Genomic DNA, 14,381 nt, shown 5'->3' with positions numbered 1-14,381 from the left:
GCTCCTTAATTTTGCACCAGCTCAGGCTGCAGAGCTTTGGCTTCTGCCGCCTCGGCCCGCCGTGCGGCGATTTTCACAAACGGCAGGTAAATCAGGATCGAGACCAGGATGCAGATAATTTGCGTCACTACAGCCCCCATCGACCCCGCGGTTGAAAGCCAGGCGTTGATGAGAGGCGGCGTAGTCCAGGGCACCATCACCACCGCCTTGTCGGCAAAGCCCATCACGGTGGCAAAGTACCCGATGGAGCCAGTAATCAGCGGGGTGATAATGAAAGGAATAGCCAGAATCGGGTTAAGCATGATCGGCATGCCGAAGATCACCGGCTCGTTGATATTGAACAGGCCCGGACCGAAGGAGAGTTTGGCTATCTCGCGCATCTCTTTGCGTTTGGTCGCCAGCATAACCGCGCTGAGCAGGCCAAGAGTCAGCCCCGATCCCCCAATGCTCATATAGACATCCCAGAAGGGCATGGTGATGATATTGGGCGCCTCTTTCCCCTGCTCAAACGCATTCATATTGACCAGAATGGCGCCCAGCAGCAGCGGTTCACGAATAGGCTTAACCATCTGATTTCCGTGGATGCCAATCACCCAGAACAGCTGCGCCACAAACATCAGCAGCAGAATGCCCCACAGGCTCTGCACCACAGACTCCAGCGGTTCCTGCACCACTTTGTAGACGGCATCATAGAGATACATGCCGGTGAAACGGTGGAAGACAAAGCCAAAGGTGGCAATGGCGGAGACGGTAATGATCGCCGGGATCAACGCCGAGAAAGAGGCTGCAACGTTAGGTGGGACGGTGTCGGGCATCTTAATTTTCAGCCGTTCGACATTCTCCAGCCTGCAGTAGATCTCCACAGAGAGAATGGCAATAAACATGCCGAGGAACAGGCTCTTGGTGTCGGAAAACTGCTTGGCCAGTACATCGGTGACCAGATGCATCTGCCCGTCAACCAGCATGGTGAGCGTGGTTGGCGTCACCGCGATAAAACAGATGATGGCTAACAGCCCGGGAAACAGCGTTTTGATGCCGTTGATTTTGCCCAGCTCAATCCCGATCAGAAATACCGCGCCGATGTTGAGAAAGCTCAGCGTTGCGTAGTTGATACTGGTGGTGATCGGCTTCAGTTCGGCCAGGAAAGAGAGCGACGCAAAGCCGGCAAGGCCATTTTTACTGTCCAGCACCATATTTGAAATCAATACGGAGAAGGCACCAACGATAATCACCGGCATCAGGGTGATGAAGGAAGCTTTAATCGCCATGATGTAGCGGTAGCTGTTGAATTGGGTAGCAAAACTGCCCAAAGAGTCAATAAGCCGATCCTGTAGAGACATGCGTAATACCCTCAGAGGTAAGTGATAAGGCATTCCAGTATTTTCGTGGCCTGATGAATATCCCTGCTCGTGGCATACCAAAAGTAGCGAAACTCACCTTATTTTCTGTGATAAGTCTCCCGGAATTGCATATTGGTATTCCGATAGGATGAATACTTATTATTTGGTATACCAATAACGGAGGCTGTAATGGATTTTGAGCAAACCATGATGACGCTGCTGATTAGCGCCGGGGAAGCGCGCTCTCATGCGATGGGCGCCATTCAGTTCGCCCGTAAACGGGAGTGGTTACAGGCAGAAGAGGCGCTGGCAGCCTCGCTGGAGGCGTCTAAAGAAGCGCATAAGATCCAGACCGAATTGATTGGCGCCGATGAAGGGTGTGGCAAAGTGCCGGTGACATTGATCCTGGTGCATGCGCAGGATCATCTGATGACGGCGATGCTGTGCCGGGATCTGGCGGAAGAGATCGTGCTGCTGAGAAAAGAGCTGTTTGGCTGAGGATGGCGATGAAATAATCGGGCTGGCCTGATGATAAGGATAAAAAGCCAGCCCCGCTCACGGCGATAACGGGATTTTACAACGCCAGCGCCAGCGCCTGGCGGGGCTGGCGAATTACAGCAAGAGTACCAGTAACGCCTGAAGAGGCTGGATCTTACAGCTCCAGCGCCAGCAGCTCCTGAATGGTCTGCGGACGGCGGATCTGGCGCGGCTTACCGTTTTCAAACAGCACTTCCGGCAGCAGCGGACGGCTGTTGTAGTTCGATGACATGGAAGCACCGTAAGCGCCGGTGTCATGGAAGACCAGGTAATCACCGGGTTTTACCGCTGGCAGCGCACGCGTCTCCACCTTGCCCCCTTCCAGCTGGGTGAACACATCGCCCGATTCACACAGCGGCCCGGCCACTACGCTCTCAAGGGTATGCTGCTCGTCCAGCTCGCGGCCATCGCCTGCCATCGCCGAAATATGATGGTAACTGCCGTACATCGCCGGGCGCATCAGGTCGTTAAAGCCTGCATCCACCAGCACGAAGTGACGGCTGCCCATCTGCTTCACTGCCCGGACCTTAGAGACCAGCACGCCAGATTCTGCCACCAGGAAACGCCCCGGCTCAATCTCCAGCTTCACCGCATGGCCCAGGTGCTGCGCCACCCGCTCACGGGCGGCGTTCCACAAGCCGTAATAGTGGTCGGTGTTGATCGCCTCTTCACCAAAACGGTAGGGAATTGATAGCCCGCCGCCCGCCGAGATCGCTTCCAGATCCTGGCCAAAGCCGATCACCTGACTCACCATCGCCTCACAAACCTGCTCCAGATGAGCATAATCCACGCCTGAACCAATATGCATATGAAGGCCAACCAGCTTCAGTCCGTGGCGCTGGATCGCCGCCAGCGCCAGCGGCAAATCGGTGTACCAGATGCCGTGCTTGCTGTTTTCGCCGCCGGTATTGGTTTTCTGGCTGTGGCCGTGGCCAAAGCCTGGATTAATACGCAGCCAGACCGGATGCCCTGCAGAAACTTCACCCAGCTGATCCAGCATATCCACCGAACCGGCATTAACCGGGATCTTCAGCTCAGCCAGCCGTGCCAGCGTAGGCTCATCAATCACATCGGCGGTAAAGACGATTTCATCGCCGCCAGGCTGAAAACCAGCCACCAGCGCACGCTCGATTTCGCCCAAAGAGACAGAGTCTACTTTTACGCCCGCTGCATGCATCAGGCGCAGAATGTGAATATTTGAGCACGCTTTCTGCGCAAAACGCACCACGTCAAACTGCTGTAGCTGTGCGATGCGCTCAGTGATGATGCTGGCATCGTAAGCCCAGACAGGACCGCCGTAGTGCTGAGCCAGCGGCAGAAGATTGTCGCGGGTCAGCGCGGTATCGGGATTGTTGAGTAAGCGTGGCATAGAGGCTCTCCTGAAGAATATCGGCTTATTACGCCACAAGCAGTGAAGCATGAAAAATATCTGTTTTAACCGAGTCTATTCATCCATGATATGGATGCACCTATACTTCGGGAGCTGCATATGGCGGGTATTACGTTAAGACATATCGAAATTTTCCATGCGGTGGTCACCGCCGGTAACCTTACAGAAGCCGCTGCGCTGTTGCATACCTCGCAACCCACGGTAAGCCGCGAGCTTGCCCGCTTTGAGAAGCTGGTGGGTCTGAAGCTGTTCGACCGGGTGCGCGGCCGCCTGCAGCCTACCGTACAGGGGCTGCGTCTCTTTGAAGAGGTACAGCGCTCCTGGTATGGGCTGGACAGAATTATCAGCGCCGCAGAGGGGCTGCGGCAGTTTCGCCAGGGCGAACTCTCCGTGGCCTGCCTGCCGGTCTTCTCGCAGTCGCTGCTGCCGCTTTTTTGCCGGCCCTTTCTGCAGCGTTATCCTGAGGTCAGCCTGAATATTATTCCGCAGGAGTCACCGCTGCTGGAGGAGTGGCTCTCTGCGCAGCGTTATGACCTGGGGCTGACGGAAACCCGTCAGACGCCTGCCGGCACCGAGCGCACTGAGCTGTTTACCGGCAATGAAGTTTGCGTTCTGCCTGAAGATCATCCGCTGGCGGCAAAAACCAGCCTCACCCCGGCCGATTTCGCCGGACAGGACTACATCAGCCTGTCACGTAACGACAGCTATCGTCAGCTGTTGGATACGCTGTTTCAGGAGCAGGGCATTCAGCGCAGAATGGTGCTGGAGACGCACAGCGCGGCATCGGTATGTTCTATGGTGAGGGCAGGCGTGGGGGTGTCGATCGTGAACCCGCTGACAGCACTGGATTATGCTGGCAGCGGAGTAGCCATCAGGCGGTTCAGCATTGCGGTGCCTTTTACGGTGAGCCTTGTCCGGCCGCGGCACCGCCCCTCTTCTGCGCTGGTTGAGGCGTTCTGCGCACATTTGCACGCCGATATCAGCCTGGTGAACCAGCGCCTGGATGCGCTGCTGGGTCAGGCGTTGGCAGGCTGCGTCTGACCACGGGAAGGCCGGAAGGTGATCAGACAGATTGCCAGCCCGCCCACCGCCAGTATGGCTGCGACTACCGGTACGGCCGTGAGGCCATAACCGCTGCCAATCACCGCGCCGCCAGCCCAGGCACCAAAAGCGTTGCCCACGTTAAACGCCGAGATATTCAGCGTAGAGACCAGATTCGGCGCCTCTTTGCCGTGGCGAACCACGTTAATCTGCAGGCCAGGCACGGTAGCAAAGGTCGCCATCGCCCACAGGAACAGCGTAAGTTCCGCCAGCCACAGCGCGTGGCTGGTCCAGCTGAAGATCAGCGAGAAGACCGCAATAAGCGAGAAGCTGAGGATCAGGCTGAGCGAGAGCTTTCTGTCCGCCAGCTTGCCGCCAAGAATATTACCTACCGTCAGGCCGCCGCCAATCAGGAACAACGTCCAGCTCACCCCTTTGTCGGTGATCCCGGTGACCTGCAGCAGCAGCGGCGCAATGTAGCTGAACAGGGCAAACATCGCGGCAGCAAAGAAGACGGTCATCAGCAGCGAGAGCCACAGCTTGCCATTAGCCAGCGCGCTGATTTCACTGGCAAGATGCACCGGTTTCTCATCCCGATTGGTCGGCAGGCTGACAATCAGCGAGATAAACGCCAGGATGCCAATCACAGAGACGCCCCAGAAGGTGGCGCGCCAGCCAAACAGCTGACCAAACCAGGTGCCGAGCGGGACGCCCAGTACGTTAGCCAGCGTCAGGCCGGTGAACATCAGCGCCACGGCTGAAGCCTGTTTGCCTGGTGCCACCAGGCTGGCTGCCACCACGGCCCCAATGCCAAAGAAAGCACCGTGACAGAGCGCCGTAATAACGCGAGCGGCCATCAGCAGGTTGTAGCTGTACGCCAGCGCACAGAGCACGTTGCCGATAATGAAAATCACCATCAGCAGCATCAGCGTGCGTTTACGCGGCAGTTTTGCCGTCAGCAGCGCCATGATGGGCGCGCCAATCGCCACGCCCAGCGCATAACCGCTGATCAGCCAGCCCGCAGAGGGGATAGAGACCTGCAAATCCCCCGCCACCTCCGGCAGCAAACCCATAATGACAAATTCCGTGGTGCCGATAGCAAAAGCACTCAGCGCCAGCGCCAGTAAAGAGACAGGCATGTCAGACTCTCCAGACAGGTCGACAAAATAGAAAGCCAGCGCAGCAGAAACTCTGCCGTGCTGAAAGGAAGTTAAAATTTGATCCAGATCACATCAGCAATTAAAGCACAGCTCTCTTCAGGCTGAAACAGCCCGCGCATCAAAGGACTATTGCTTCGCAGGCAAAAATCGGAACAAGGAGAAAATCTGCACCTGAAATCCCCTCCCTTCGCACAGGAAAACGGCACGGCTGCCTTTTTTACGAAATCTTTCGCCGCTAAAATTTGCTTCAGATGCCCCAAACATCATACTTTCTGAACTCTTACTCTTAACAGCGTTCTGCATTGCGCCGCTTCAGAGCGGGATGCCAGATAATTTCCGGCCCCCGGACTCAGGCAAAATCATTAAAGATTTGCCTTAAGGTGCCGATAACAGAACAGAGATTAAGGGGCGTTTTTTTGTGCGGTACTTAAGCCATTCATTACCGAGGAGTAGCGATGCGACGTGCTATCTGCCTGCTGGCCCTGCTCGTGGGCGGCTGTTCAGTGGGAAAATATGAGTACAGCCAGGAAGCGGAAAAGCGCGTAGATATGACGGTGACGGGTATTCCTACGGTACTTGGCGTGGGCACGCTGGGCACCACTATTCCGCTCACGCCTGACTACAGCCTGACCGCCGCGCACGTAGCAAAGTTCTCCCTCTATCGCGTTAAATCTTACCATCCTGAATGCGATCTGGCGGTGGTTTACCACAAGAACGGCAACGTCGCGCCGCCGCATTTCCGCAACGGTCATATCGGCGATAAGATCAATCTTTATGGCTACAGCTTTATCTCCGCGATGCCCGTGGCGTCCAGCGGCACCAATCTGGTGAATACCGGGCTGAAGAACGACTGGAATAAGGTGAGCTGCGTAGTGGTGGCCTCTGACGCGGGCGTGGTAAAAGGCATGTCCGGCGGCGCGGTTTATAACGCTTCCGATGATTCCATCGGCGGCGTTATTGTGGGTTACTCAAGCCGCATCAACGATTTGAAATCGGGCAAGCTGCTCTATAAAGATGTTTCTCTGTACGTGCCCTACGGCCGATTCAAAACGTGGCTGGATGAGGCGATCAAATCCTGATCTTCAGCTAATCATCACCGTTATTGAGTTTATCCGGCAGGCCGTTGTGGTCGCCAAACTGCTGCTCTGGCGGGTTTACCCAACGATCTTCTCTGGTGGCTTCATAAACAGGGTTGAGGGGATAGTGGATCCGGTTCTCCGCTTTATTCGCCTCCCCTACCACGATAAATCGTGCTTCTTCACTGCTGTTATTGATAAAGGTATGGCAGAGGCCGGTGCCTGACGGGAAGCCCACGGCATCACCTGCCTTAAGGGGATGCAGTTCACCGTTAATCCATGCATCCGGCGTACCTTCCACAACAAATACAAATTCTTCTTCTGAGCTTTCTGCATGGGGATAGGACATCCGGCGACCGGGTAAAAGTCGGATATGATGAATGCCAAGTCGGGTCAGCCCCAGCGAGCGGGCAAGCGGCGAACCAATCGCCATCAGTTCATCGCTGCCGGTATAGTGTTCATTGTCAGGCCCTTCCAGCTCCTGCCAGTGGCGGATAAAGTCGGGGCGTGGTGTTGATTTCATGGCAGACCTTTATGCTTGAAGCTGCGGTTTACAGCACCAGACCACCTTAACGGTTGCGCTCTGCCGCTGTCATCGAAAAATTGGTGAAAACGTGCTGCCTGGGGTCTCCATTTGTTGCTCTGAGAACTTCAGAGCGACCAACAGGTTGCAAGAGAAGGCTTAAAACGGTACTTTTTATCCCCGAAGGGAAACCCGATATCTGCTCTGTTGCAGACTGGCCTCAAAGGTTTATCCTCACCCCGCCACTGGTTACAGACCAGCTTGTCGCAGCGCCGCCGAATTCACTGACTCACTGGGAGACAGGCCGTTATGGAAAACGAGTTTTATGTTAAGAGCGTTATTAAAAATCATCTTGAAACTAAATTAAGCGAATTAGGTGATTTTACCTGGGCTTATGTTGTTCTTTCAAAAAACAACATGTCAATTGCTGCTTATGCGACAAATTATCCTGATGAATGGGTGAAGTACTACCAGGATAACAATCTGCAGTTTACCGATCCGATTGTTATTGCCGCATTGAATCGACTGACACCCTTTTCATGGAATGAAAAAATCACCCTGGCCAATGAATCGTTCTTCTCCACTATTTTTGAAAAGGCTAAGCTCTACAGCATAATTAATGGCTATACTTTTGTTTTGCACGACTATAAAAAGAATCTGGTTACGCTGAGTTTGATTATTGATCCCAGTAAAAGAGAAGAGACAGAACGCTGTATTAACCTGCACAAAGGCACCTTAGACCTGCTGCTCGCGTCAGTCCATGAAGAGTATCTGGCGCTCATTTCTCTCTCAAAAAACAGTGAACCCAGCCCCGTCAATGAAAATATATTTACCACACGCGAGAATGAAATTCTCTATTGGGCCAGCGTGGGAAAAACCTATTCAGAAACCGGAACTATTCTGGGGATCAAAACGACAACTGTTAAATTCCACATGTCAAATATTGTCAAAAAACTTGGGGTGATAAACGCAAGGCATGCTGTGCGTCTCGGCATAGAACTCAACCTGGTCAGACCCGTTAATTAGTTAATTTTAAAAATCTGAACCAGACAATGGCCAGCTATTTAAGACCTCTTCATCCAGGCTGCTTGCTTTAATGATCGCAGCCTTCATTGCCTGCTGACTGCCTTCATCAACATGCCCCAGCACCAGATACACCGGCTCATCCTTTTCAGATTGTCCCGTTTCCAGTAGGGTAATTTTCCAGCCAGAATTCTTTATAATTTGCATCATAGGATGACTGGCCACGGCAATAACACCATCGTAATGATGCTGCCGGGCATAGTTTATCAGTGCCATAAATAATATCCTGGTTACAGGAAGACGGTGACCGGCTAAAACTTTAGCCCTCTGTTTATCAACGAAAAAGCGGGTTGATTCAATATAGTTCCCTTCGGGTATCTCAACTTTATCAAAAAAAGAGGAGAAGGTTTTAACCAGCATATTTTCATTTCTCATTTCAATGATTCGACTCCCACAAATTATCTTTTCATCTTTTACGCCATAAATATATTTAGCGTTTTCATTATCAAACTCATCATTTTCCTTTCCATCTGTAGAGTTGACAGCCCACTGCAGTCTGTCTTTAAAAACCTGTTTTCTTAACATGAAAAGTTCTTCTGATTTCTTACGATCTAAGGTGGCATAATCAGTACAATAAATTTTAAGCATAATGTTACCTGTATATGAATTCAGACAGAGCCAAATAACACAGGAGTGAGCTTTAACGCATTATGCCGAGACTGAAGAATGATATTATTTTTTCCTCCTGAGCGGTAGCATTCAGGGAGTAATATCAAAAAACTTATTGAGGATAATACCGAAATAAAATGGATGGTTTCTATATTATCAAATAAAAATAAAGCATTGAAAATAATTTTATCAGCCTGAAAAAATCATGCTATCTAAATAAGTGCATGAAAAGCGGTTTGGTCTTAAAGGAGCGGCATCATCTGAGAGAATTTACTCAAATTTGAGTGAGTATTCTTATGGATGCTTTTTGTGTCGGGGCTGTTGTATAAAAGGGGCGAATTGCTTCGCCCCTTTTCAACGCTTACGGCAAAAAACTTACTTGCCGGTCGGACGCAGTGCCGGGAAGAGGATCACATCACGGATGGTGTGGCTGTTAGTGAACAGCATCACCATACGGTCAATCCCGATACCCAGGCCCGCCGTTGGCGGCAGGCCATGTTCCAGCGCGGTCACGTAGTCTTCATCGTAGAACATCGCTTCGTCATCCCCGGCATCTTTCGCATTCACCTGCTGCAGGAAACGCTCAGCCTGATCCTGCGCATCGTTCAGCTCGGAGAAGCCGTTACCGATTTCACGGCCGCCGATAAAGAATTCGAAGCGGTCGGTGATTTCCGGATTTTCGTCGTTACGACGCGCCAGCGGAGAGACTTCAGCCGGGTATTCGGTGATAAAGGTCGGCTGGATCAGATGGCTTTCAGCGGTCTCTTCGAAGATTTCCGTCACGATGCGGCCCAGGCCCCAGCTCTTCTCAACTTTGATACCCAGCGACTGCGCAATGGCGGCTGCTTTGTCAAAATCTTTGAGATCGGCAAGGTTGGTTTCCGGGCGGTATTTCAGAATTGCCTCGGTCATCGTCAGCTTTTCAAACGGCTTGCCGAAATCAAACTCCTGCTCACCGTAAGGGACTACGGTGGTGCCCAGCACATCCTGCGCCAGGGTACGGAACAGGCTTTCGGTGAGTTCGATCAGATCGCGATAGTCCGCATAGGCCATATAGAGTTCCATCATGGTGAACTCTGGGTTATGACGCGGCGAAATACCTTCGTTACGGAAGTTACGGTTGATTTCGAAGACGCGATCGAAACCGCCCACCACCAGACGCTTCAGATAGAGTTCCGGCGCAATGCGCAGGTACATATCGATATCCAGCGCATTATGGTGGGTGATAAACGGACGTGCGGAGGCGCCGCCAGGGATCACCTGCATCATCGGCGTTTCCACTTCCATAAACTCGCGACCCACCATAAAGCTGCGGATACCCGCCATGATTTGTGAGCGGATTTTGAAAGTTTTACGCGACTCTTCGTTAGCGATCAGGTCCAGATAACGCTGACGGTAACGCGTCTCCTGATCCGCCAGACCGTGGAACTTGTCCGGCAGCGGGCGCAGGGCTTTAGTCAGCAGGCGCAGCTCGTTACAGTGGATAGAGAGCTCGCCGGTTTTGGTTTTGAACAGTTTGCCGCGGGCACCGACGATATCGCCAAGGTCCCACTTTTTGAACTGTTCGTTGTAGATCCCTTCCGCCAGATCGTCGCGGGAAACGTAGAGCTGGATGCGGCCACCAACGTCCTGCAGGGTCACAAATGAGGCTTTACCCATAATGCGGCGGGTCATCATACGACCGGCTACGCTCACTTCCACGCCAAGCGCTTCAAGCTCTTCGTTCTCTTTGGCATCAAACTCAGCGTGCAGCTGCTCTGAAATGCTGTCACGACGGAAATCGTTAGGGAACGCCACGCCATTTTCACGCAGCGCGCTGAGCTTCTCGCGACGCGCTTTCAGTTCATTGTTCAGCTCAAGTGCGACATCAGCGCTCTGCGGTTGTTGTTCAGACATGTCAGTTCCTTATAGACCGGCTTTCAAGCTGGCTTCAATAAAACGGTCCAGATCGCCATCCAGCACCGCCTGGGTGTTGCGGGTCTCTACACCGGTACGCAAATCTTTGATACGGGAGTCATCCAGCACGTAGGAGCGGATCTGGCTTCCCCAGCCGATATCAGATTTGTTATCTTCCAGCGACTGTTTCTCAGCATTTTTCTTCTGCATTTCCAGCTCATACAGCTTCGCCTTCATCTGCTTCATCGCCTGGTCTTTGTTTTTATGCTGAGAGCGGTCGTTCTGGCACTGCGTCACGGTATTGGTCGGAATGTGGGTAATACGCACCGCCGACTCGGTCCGGTTAACGTGCTGACCACCCGCGCCCGAAGCACGGTAAACGTCAATACGCAGATCCGCCGGGTTGATTTCGATATCAATATCGTCATCCACTTCCGGGTAAACAAACGCGGAGCTGAAGGAGGTATGACGGCGGCCGCCGGAGTCAAACGGACTTTTACGTACCAGCCGGTGAACGCCGGTTTCGGTGCGCAGCCAGCCAAACGCATAATCGCCCATAATGCGCAGCGTGGCGGATTTGGTGCCGGCCACTTCGCCTTCGGACTCTTCAATCACTTCCGTTTTAAAGCCTTTCGCTTCTGCCCAGCGCAGGTACATACGTACCAGCATGCCCGCCCAGTCCTGGGCTTCGGTGCCGCCGGAACCGGCCTGAATGTCGATATAGCAGTCGGCGCTGTCATACTCGCCGGAGAACATGCGGCGGAACTCCAGCTCACCCAGCTTTTTGTCCAGCAGGTCGAGTTCAGCGACCGCTTCGTTGAAGGTCTCTTCATCGTCAGCTTCAACGGCCAGCTCAAGCAGGCCAGAGACATCTTCCAGCCCCTGCTCCATCTGATCCAGCGTTTCGACGATCGCTTCCAGCGAGGAGCGCTCTTTGCCCAGCGCCTGGGCGCGCTCAGGCTCGTTCCAGACGTCCGGCTGTTCCAGCTCGGCGTTAACTTCTTCTAAACGTTCTTTCTTGGCATCGTAGTCAAAGATACCCCCTGAGAACGCCACTGCGCTCAGAGAGATCCTGAATTCGGTTCTTTACCGGATTAATTTCAAACATGATGAGAATCTTTTAGGACATGAATGTAACTGAGCAGTTTAACCGAATTTGCCGACGGATTGTAGCGCTGAAAAGGGAGCAATTTGCGTCTCAGGGGGGAGGATCCGCCTCAGCAGGCCGCTGAGCTGAAGCGGGCGGCGCAAAGGCGGATTTCATTCAACAAGAAGGGATAAAGCAGGCCTACAGTGGCCAGAGCTTTTCAATAATCAGCTGGACGCTGCGGTTGCCGCGAAACTCATTGATGTCGAGCTTATAGGCCAGCTCAACCTGCTTCACGCTGGGGTCTGGCCACAGCGCAGTATCCACGTTAAAGGCGATGCCATCCAGCAGCGGGCCGCCGCCCAGCGGTTCGATCATCACTTTCAGATGGCGCTCGCCTACCAGCCGCTGCTGGATAAGCTTAAATTTGCCGTCAAACTGCGGTTCCGGGAAAGCCTGGCCCCACGGTCCCGCCTCGCGCAGCAGTTCCGCCGTTGGCAAGGTCAGCTCCTGAGCCATCAGCTCGCCGTCTGACCAAACCACGCCCTGCAGCGCTTCTTTGTCCAGCCATTCACCGACCAGATCGCCGAAGTGCTGGCGGAACTCGGCAAATTTCGCCTCTTCAAGCGACAGGCCAGCGGCCATGGCGTGACCGCCAAATTTAATAATCAGGCCGGGATGGAGCGTATCCAGCCGCTCCAGCGCATCACGCATATGCAGCCCGGAGACAGAGCGCCCGGAGCCTTTCAGCGTGCCGTCGCCCGCCGGTGCGAAGGCGATAACCGGCCGGTGAAAACGCTCTTTCAGGCGGGAAGCAAGGATACCGACCACGCCCTGATGCCACTCGGGATGGTACATCGCAATCCCCAGCGGCAACGCTTCGCTGCTGCGCTCCAGCGCGTCACACAGCGCCAGCGCTTCCCGCTGCATGCCCTGCTCAATCTCTTTACGGGTCTGGTTCAGCGCATCCAGTTCACTCGCCAGCATGCGGGCCTGAGCAATATCTTCGCTCAGCAGCAGCGCCACGCCAACAGACATATCGTCCAGCCTGCCCGCTGCATTCAGCCGTGGGCCAATCGCAAAGCCTAAATCACTGGCGGCCAGCTGACGGGGATCGCGGTTAGCGATTTCCAGCAGCGCTTTAATGCCAGCCCGGCATTTTCCGGCACGAATGCGGCTCAGCCCCTGCCAGACCAGAATGCGGTTATTGGCATCCAGCGGCACCACGTCCGCCACCGTGCCCAGCGCCACCAGATCCAGCAGTTCCGCCAGGTTAGGCAACACTTCTGCCCCGCTGTCACGCAGCCGCGCACGCAGCGCCAGCATCAGATAGAATGCCACGCCCACGCCCGCCAGCGAGCGTGACGGGAAGGCGGACTCTTCCAGATTGGGGTTTACGATCGCTTCCGCATCCGGCAGCGTTTCGCCGGGAAGGTGGTGATCGGTGACCACCACGGCAATGCCCTTCTCGTGCGCCAGCGCCACGCCAGCATGAGAGGAGATGCCGTTATCCACGGTCACAATCAGCTGCGCGCCTCGGGCGGCAGCCTGCTCAACCACTTCAGGACTCAGGCCATAGCCATCATCAAAGCGGTTAGGCACCAGATATTTGACGTTGCGTCCGCCCATGCTGCGCAGCGCAAGCACGGCCAGCGCGGTGCTGGTAGCGCCGTCGGCGTCAAAGTCCCCCACGATCATGATGCAGAGGTTATCCGCAATCGCTTTTTGCAGGATCTCAGCCGCTAACTCAATGCCCGACAGCGAGTGAAAAGGATGCAGGTTTTTCGCCCCGCGCTCCAGCTCGCTGGCTTGCAGAACCCCACGATGCTGATAAAGACGACGCAGCAGCGGATGGAGTTCGTCGGGGAGCTCGGCCCCTTCCACCGCCACACGACGGCGGAGTTCAGTTTGACTCTTCACTAGCCCTGGCCGCCCGCTTTCTGGCTATCCAGCAGCTGTTTCATCTCCTGCGGCCCCTGGTAGCCTGGGATCATCATGCCGTTTTGCAGCAGAATGGCTGGCGTACCCTGAATGCCGTAGAGGATGCCCAGCTTGTACTGTTGGGAAAGGTCGATTTTGCAGTCGATGGGCGACACTTCCCCGCCGTTCATCGCGGTGCTGAACGCTTTTTTACGATCTGCGGCGCACCAGACGGATTCCATATTTTTTGCAACCTGGCCATTCATGCCTTCACGCGGGAAAGCGAGGTAACGCACGGTAATACCCAACGCGTTGTAGTCAGCCATTTGCGAGTGCAGCTTGCGGCAGTAGCCACAGGTGATGTCGGTGAACACGGTGATCACATGTTGTTCTTTCGGCGCTTTGTAGACGATCATCTCGCTGCTCAGCGCTTCCACTTTCTTCTCAAGCAGTTTGTTGGTGACGTTGACCGGCTGGCCACCGCTGACATCGTACAGCGGTCCCTGGATAAACTGTTTGCCATCTTCAGTGACGTAGAGCACGCCGCTCTCTGTCAGCACGGTTTTCATCCCGGGCAGAGGCGAAGGTTGGATCTCAGTCTGCTGTAAACCCAATTTTTTCAGCGACTGCTGGATCGCCGCGTCATCCGCATGCGCAAGGCCGCTGACGGCGGTCATCAGCAAAGTGAGTAACAGGTAATGCTTTTTCATCGGGTTATC

Annotated in this window: 13 protein-coding genes; 4 read left to right on the top strand and 9 right to left on the bottom strand. The window is 54.2% G+C overall.

What is annotated here, in order from left to right; translation table 11 throughout:
* Nucleotides 1–5: 5 nt before the first annotated feature.
* Nucleotides 6–1,340, bottom strand: a complete 1,335-nt coding sequence (locus Q3V30_RS04335) for a PTS sugar transporter subunit IIC (RefSeq protein WP_306210815.1) — start codon at nt 1,338–1,340, stop codon at nt 6–8.
* Between the two features lie 189 nt (nt 1,341–1,529).
* Between Q3V30_RS04335 and Q3V30_RS04330 the strand changes: the two genes are divergently transcribed.
* Nucleotides 1,530–1,838, top strand: coding sequence for a PTS lactose/cellobiose transporter subunit IIA (locus Q3V30_RS04330; RefSeq protein WP_306210813.1), 309 nt, complete (start codon nt 1,530–1,532; stop codon nt 1,836–1,838).
* A gap of 154 nt (nt 1,839–1,992) precedes the next feature.
* Here Q3V30_RS04330 and lysA read toward each other — a convergent pair whose 3' ends face one another.
* Nucleotides 1,993–3,246 carry a diaminopimelate decarboxylase gene (gene lysA / locus Q3V30_RS04325; protein ID WP_306210811.1) on the bottom strand — a complete coding sequence of 418 codons (1,254 nt, stop codon included), beginning with the start codon at nt 3,244–3,246 and terminating at the stop codon, nt 1,993–1,995.
* A gap of 120 nt (nt 3,247–3,366) precedes the next feature.
* Between lysA and Q3V30_RS04320 the strand changes: the two genes are divergently transcribed.
* Nucleotides 3,367–4,308 carry a LysR family transcriptional regulator gene (locus tag Q3V30_RS04320; protein WP_306210809.1) on the top strand — a complete coding sequence of 314 codons (942 nt, stop codon included), beginning with the start codon at nt 3,367–3,369 and terminating at the stop codon, nt 4,306–4,308.
* Here the strand turns inward: Q3V30_RS04320 and Q3V30_RS04315 are convergent.
* Entirely contained in the window at nt 4,284–5,447 is a 1,164-nt protein-coding gene (locus Q3V30_RS04315) for an MFS transporter (RefSeq protein ID WP_306210807.1), read from the bottom strand. The genes Q3V30_RS04320 and Q3V30_RS04315 overlap by 25 nt on opposite strands.
* 476 nt (nt 5,448–5,923) lie before the next feature.
* Here Q3V30_RS04315 and Q3V30_RS04310 point away from each other — a divergent pair, with 476 nt between their 5' ends.
* Nucleotides 5,924–6,547: a serine protease gene (locus Q3V30_RS04310; protein ID WP_306210805.1), complete on the top strand. Its 624-nt coding sequence runs from the start codon at nt 5,924–5,926 to the stop codon at nt 6,545–6,547.
* Nucleotides 6,548–6,554: 7 nt separating this feature from the next.
* On the opposite strand, the gene Q3V30_RS04305 is transcribed toward Q3V30_RS04310, so the two are convergent.
* The gene (locus Q3V30_RS04305) at nt 6,555–7,067 is read right to left on the bottom strand and encodes a cupin domain-containing protein (RefSeq protein WP_306210803.1); all 513 of its coding nucleotides are present in this window, start codon (nt 7,065–7,067) and stop codon (nt 6,555–6,557) included.
* Between the two features lie 309 nt (nt 7,068–7,376).
* On the opposite strand from Q3V30_RS04305, the gene Q3V30_RS04300 reads away from it, so the two are divergent.
* Nucleotides 7,377–8,093: a LuxR family transcriptional regulator gene (locus tag Q3V30_RS04300; RefSeq protein WP_306210801.1), complete on the top strand. Its 717-nt coding sequence runs from the start codon at nt 7,377–7,379 to the stop codon at nt 8,091–8,093.
* A gap of 6 nt (nt 8,094–8,099) precedes the next feature.
* Here the strand turns inward: Q3V30_RS04300 and Q3V30_RS04295 are convergent, their stop codons facing one another.
* From Q3V30_RS04295 to dsbC, 5 genes are all read right to left on the bottom strand, one after another.
* Entirely contained in the window at nt 8,100–8,738 is a 639-nt protein-coding gene (locus Q3V30_RS04295) for an acyl-homoserine-lactone synthase (protein WP_306210799.1), read from the bottom strand.
* A 396-nt stretch (nt 8,739–9,134) separates the two neighbouring features.
* Entirely contained in the window at nt 9,135–10,655 is a 1,521-nt protein-coding gene (lysS, locus tag Q3V30_RS04290) for a lysine--tRNA ligase (protein WP_306210797.1), read from the bottom strand.
* Nucleotides 10,656–10,664: 9 nt separating this feature from the next.
* A protein-coding gene (gene prfB / locus Q3V30_RS04285; RefSeq protein ID WP_306210795.1) for a peptide chain release factor 2 occupies nt 10,665–11,763 on the bottom strand; the annotation gives its coding sequence in 2 pieces (ribosomal slippage) (nt 10,665–11,687 and nt 11,689–11,763; 1,098 coding nt in all).
* Nucleotides 11,764–11,943: 180 nt separating this feature from the next.
* On the bottom strand, nt 11,944–13,662 hold the full coding sequence (recJ, locus tag Q3V30_RS04280) for a single-stranded-DNA-specific exonuclease RecJ (RefSeq protein ID WP_306210793.1): 1,719 nt from the start codon (nt 13,660–13,662) through the stop codon (nt 11,944–11,946).
* Entirely contained in the window at nt 13,662–14,372 is a 711-nt protein-coding gene (gene dsbC, locus Q3V30_RS04275; protein WP_306210790.1) for a bifunctional protein-disulfide isomerase/oxidoreductase DsbC, read from the bottom strand. Before dsbC ends, recJ begins: the two co-directional genes overlap by 1 nt.
* Nucleotides 14,373–14,381: the final 9 nt, after the last annotated feature.

It is taken from the genome of Erwinia pyri (genome assembly GCF_030758455.1).
GTDB classification, from domain to species: Bacteria; Pseudomonadota; Gammaproteobacteria; order Enterobacterales; family Enterobacteriaceae; genus Erwinia; species Erwinia pyri.
This window is presented reverse-complemented; position numbering and strand designations above follow the sequence as displayed.

What these genes read in the sequence shown, in the direction of transcription:
- Q3V30_RS04310 (WP_306210805.1), top strand. Translation starts at nt 5,924, where the DNA reads ATGCGACGTGCTATCTGCCTGCTGGCCCTGCTCGTGGGCGGCTGTTCA.
- Q3V30_RS04335 (WP_306210815.1), bottom strand. Translation starts at nt 1,340, where the DNA reads ATGTCTCTACAGGATCGGCTTATTGACTCTTTGGGCAGTTTTGCTACC.
- Q3V30_RS04305 (WP_306210803.1), bottom strand. Translation starts at nt 7,067, where the DNA reads ATGAAATCAACACCACGCCCCGACTTTATCCGCCACTGGCAGGAGCTG.
- Q3V30_RS04320 (WP_306210809.1), top strand. Translation starts at nt 3,367, where the DNA reads ATGGCGGGTATTACGTTAAGACATATCGAAATTTTCCATGCGGTGGTC.
- Q3V30_RS04330 (WP_306210813.1), top strand. Translation starts at nt 1,530, where the DNA reads ATGGATTTTGAGCAAACCATGATGACGCTGCTGATTAGCGCCGGGGAA.
- Q3V30_RS04295 (WP_306210799.1), bottom strand. Translation starts at nt 8,738, where the DNA reads ATGCTTAAAATTTATTGTACTGATTATGCCACCTTAGATCGTAAGAAA.
- Q3V30_RS04315 (WP_306210807.1), bottom strand. Translation starts at nt 5,447, where the DNA reads ATGCCTGTCTCTTTACTGGCGCTGGCGCTGAGTGCTTTTGCTATCGGC.
- lysS (WP_306210797.1), bottom strand. Translation starts at nt 10,655, where the DNA reads ATGTCTGAACAACAACCGCAGAGCGCTGATGTCGCACTTGAGCTGAAC.
- lysA (WP_306210811.1), bottom strand. Translation starts at nt 3,246, where the DNA reads ATGCCACGCTTACTCAACAATCCCGATACCGCGCTGACCCGCGACAAT.
- dsbC (WP_306210790.1), bottom strand. Translation starts at nt 14,372, where the DNA reads ATGAAAAAGCATTACCTGTTACTCACTTTGCTGATGACCGCCGTCAGC.
- Q3V30_RS04300 (WP_306210801.1), top strand. Translation starts at nt 7,377, where the DNA reads ATGGAAAACGAGTTTTATGTTAAGAGCGTTATTAAAAATCATCTTGAA.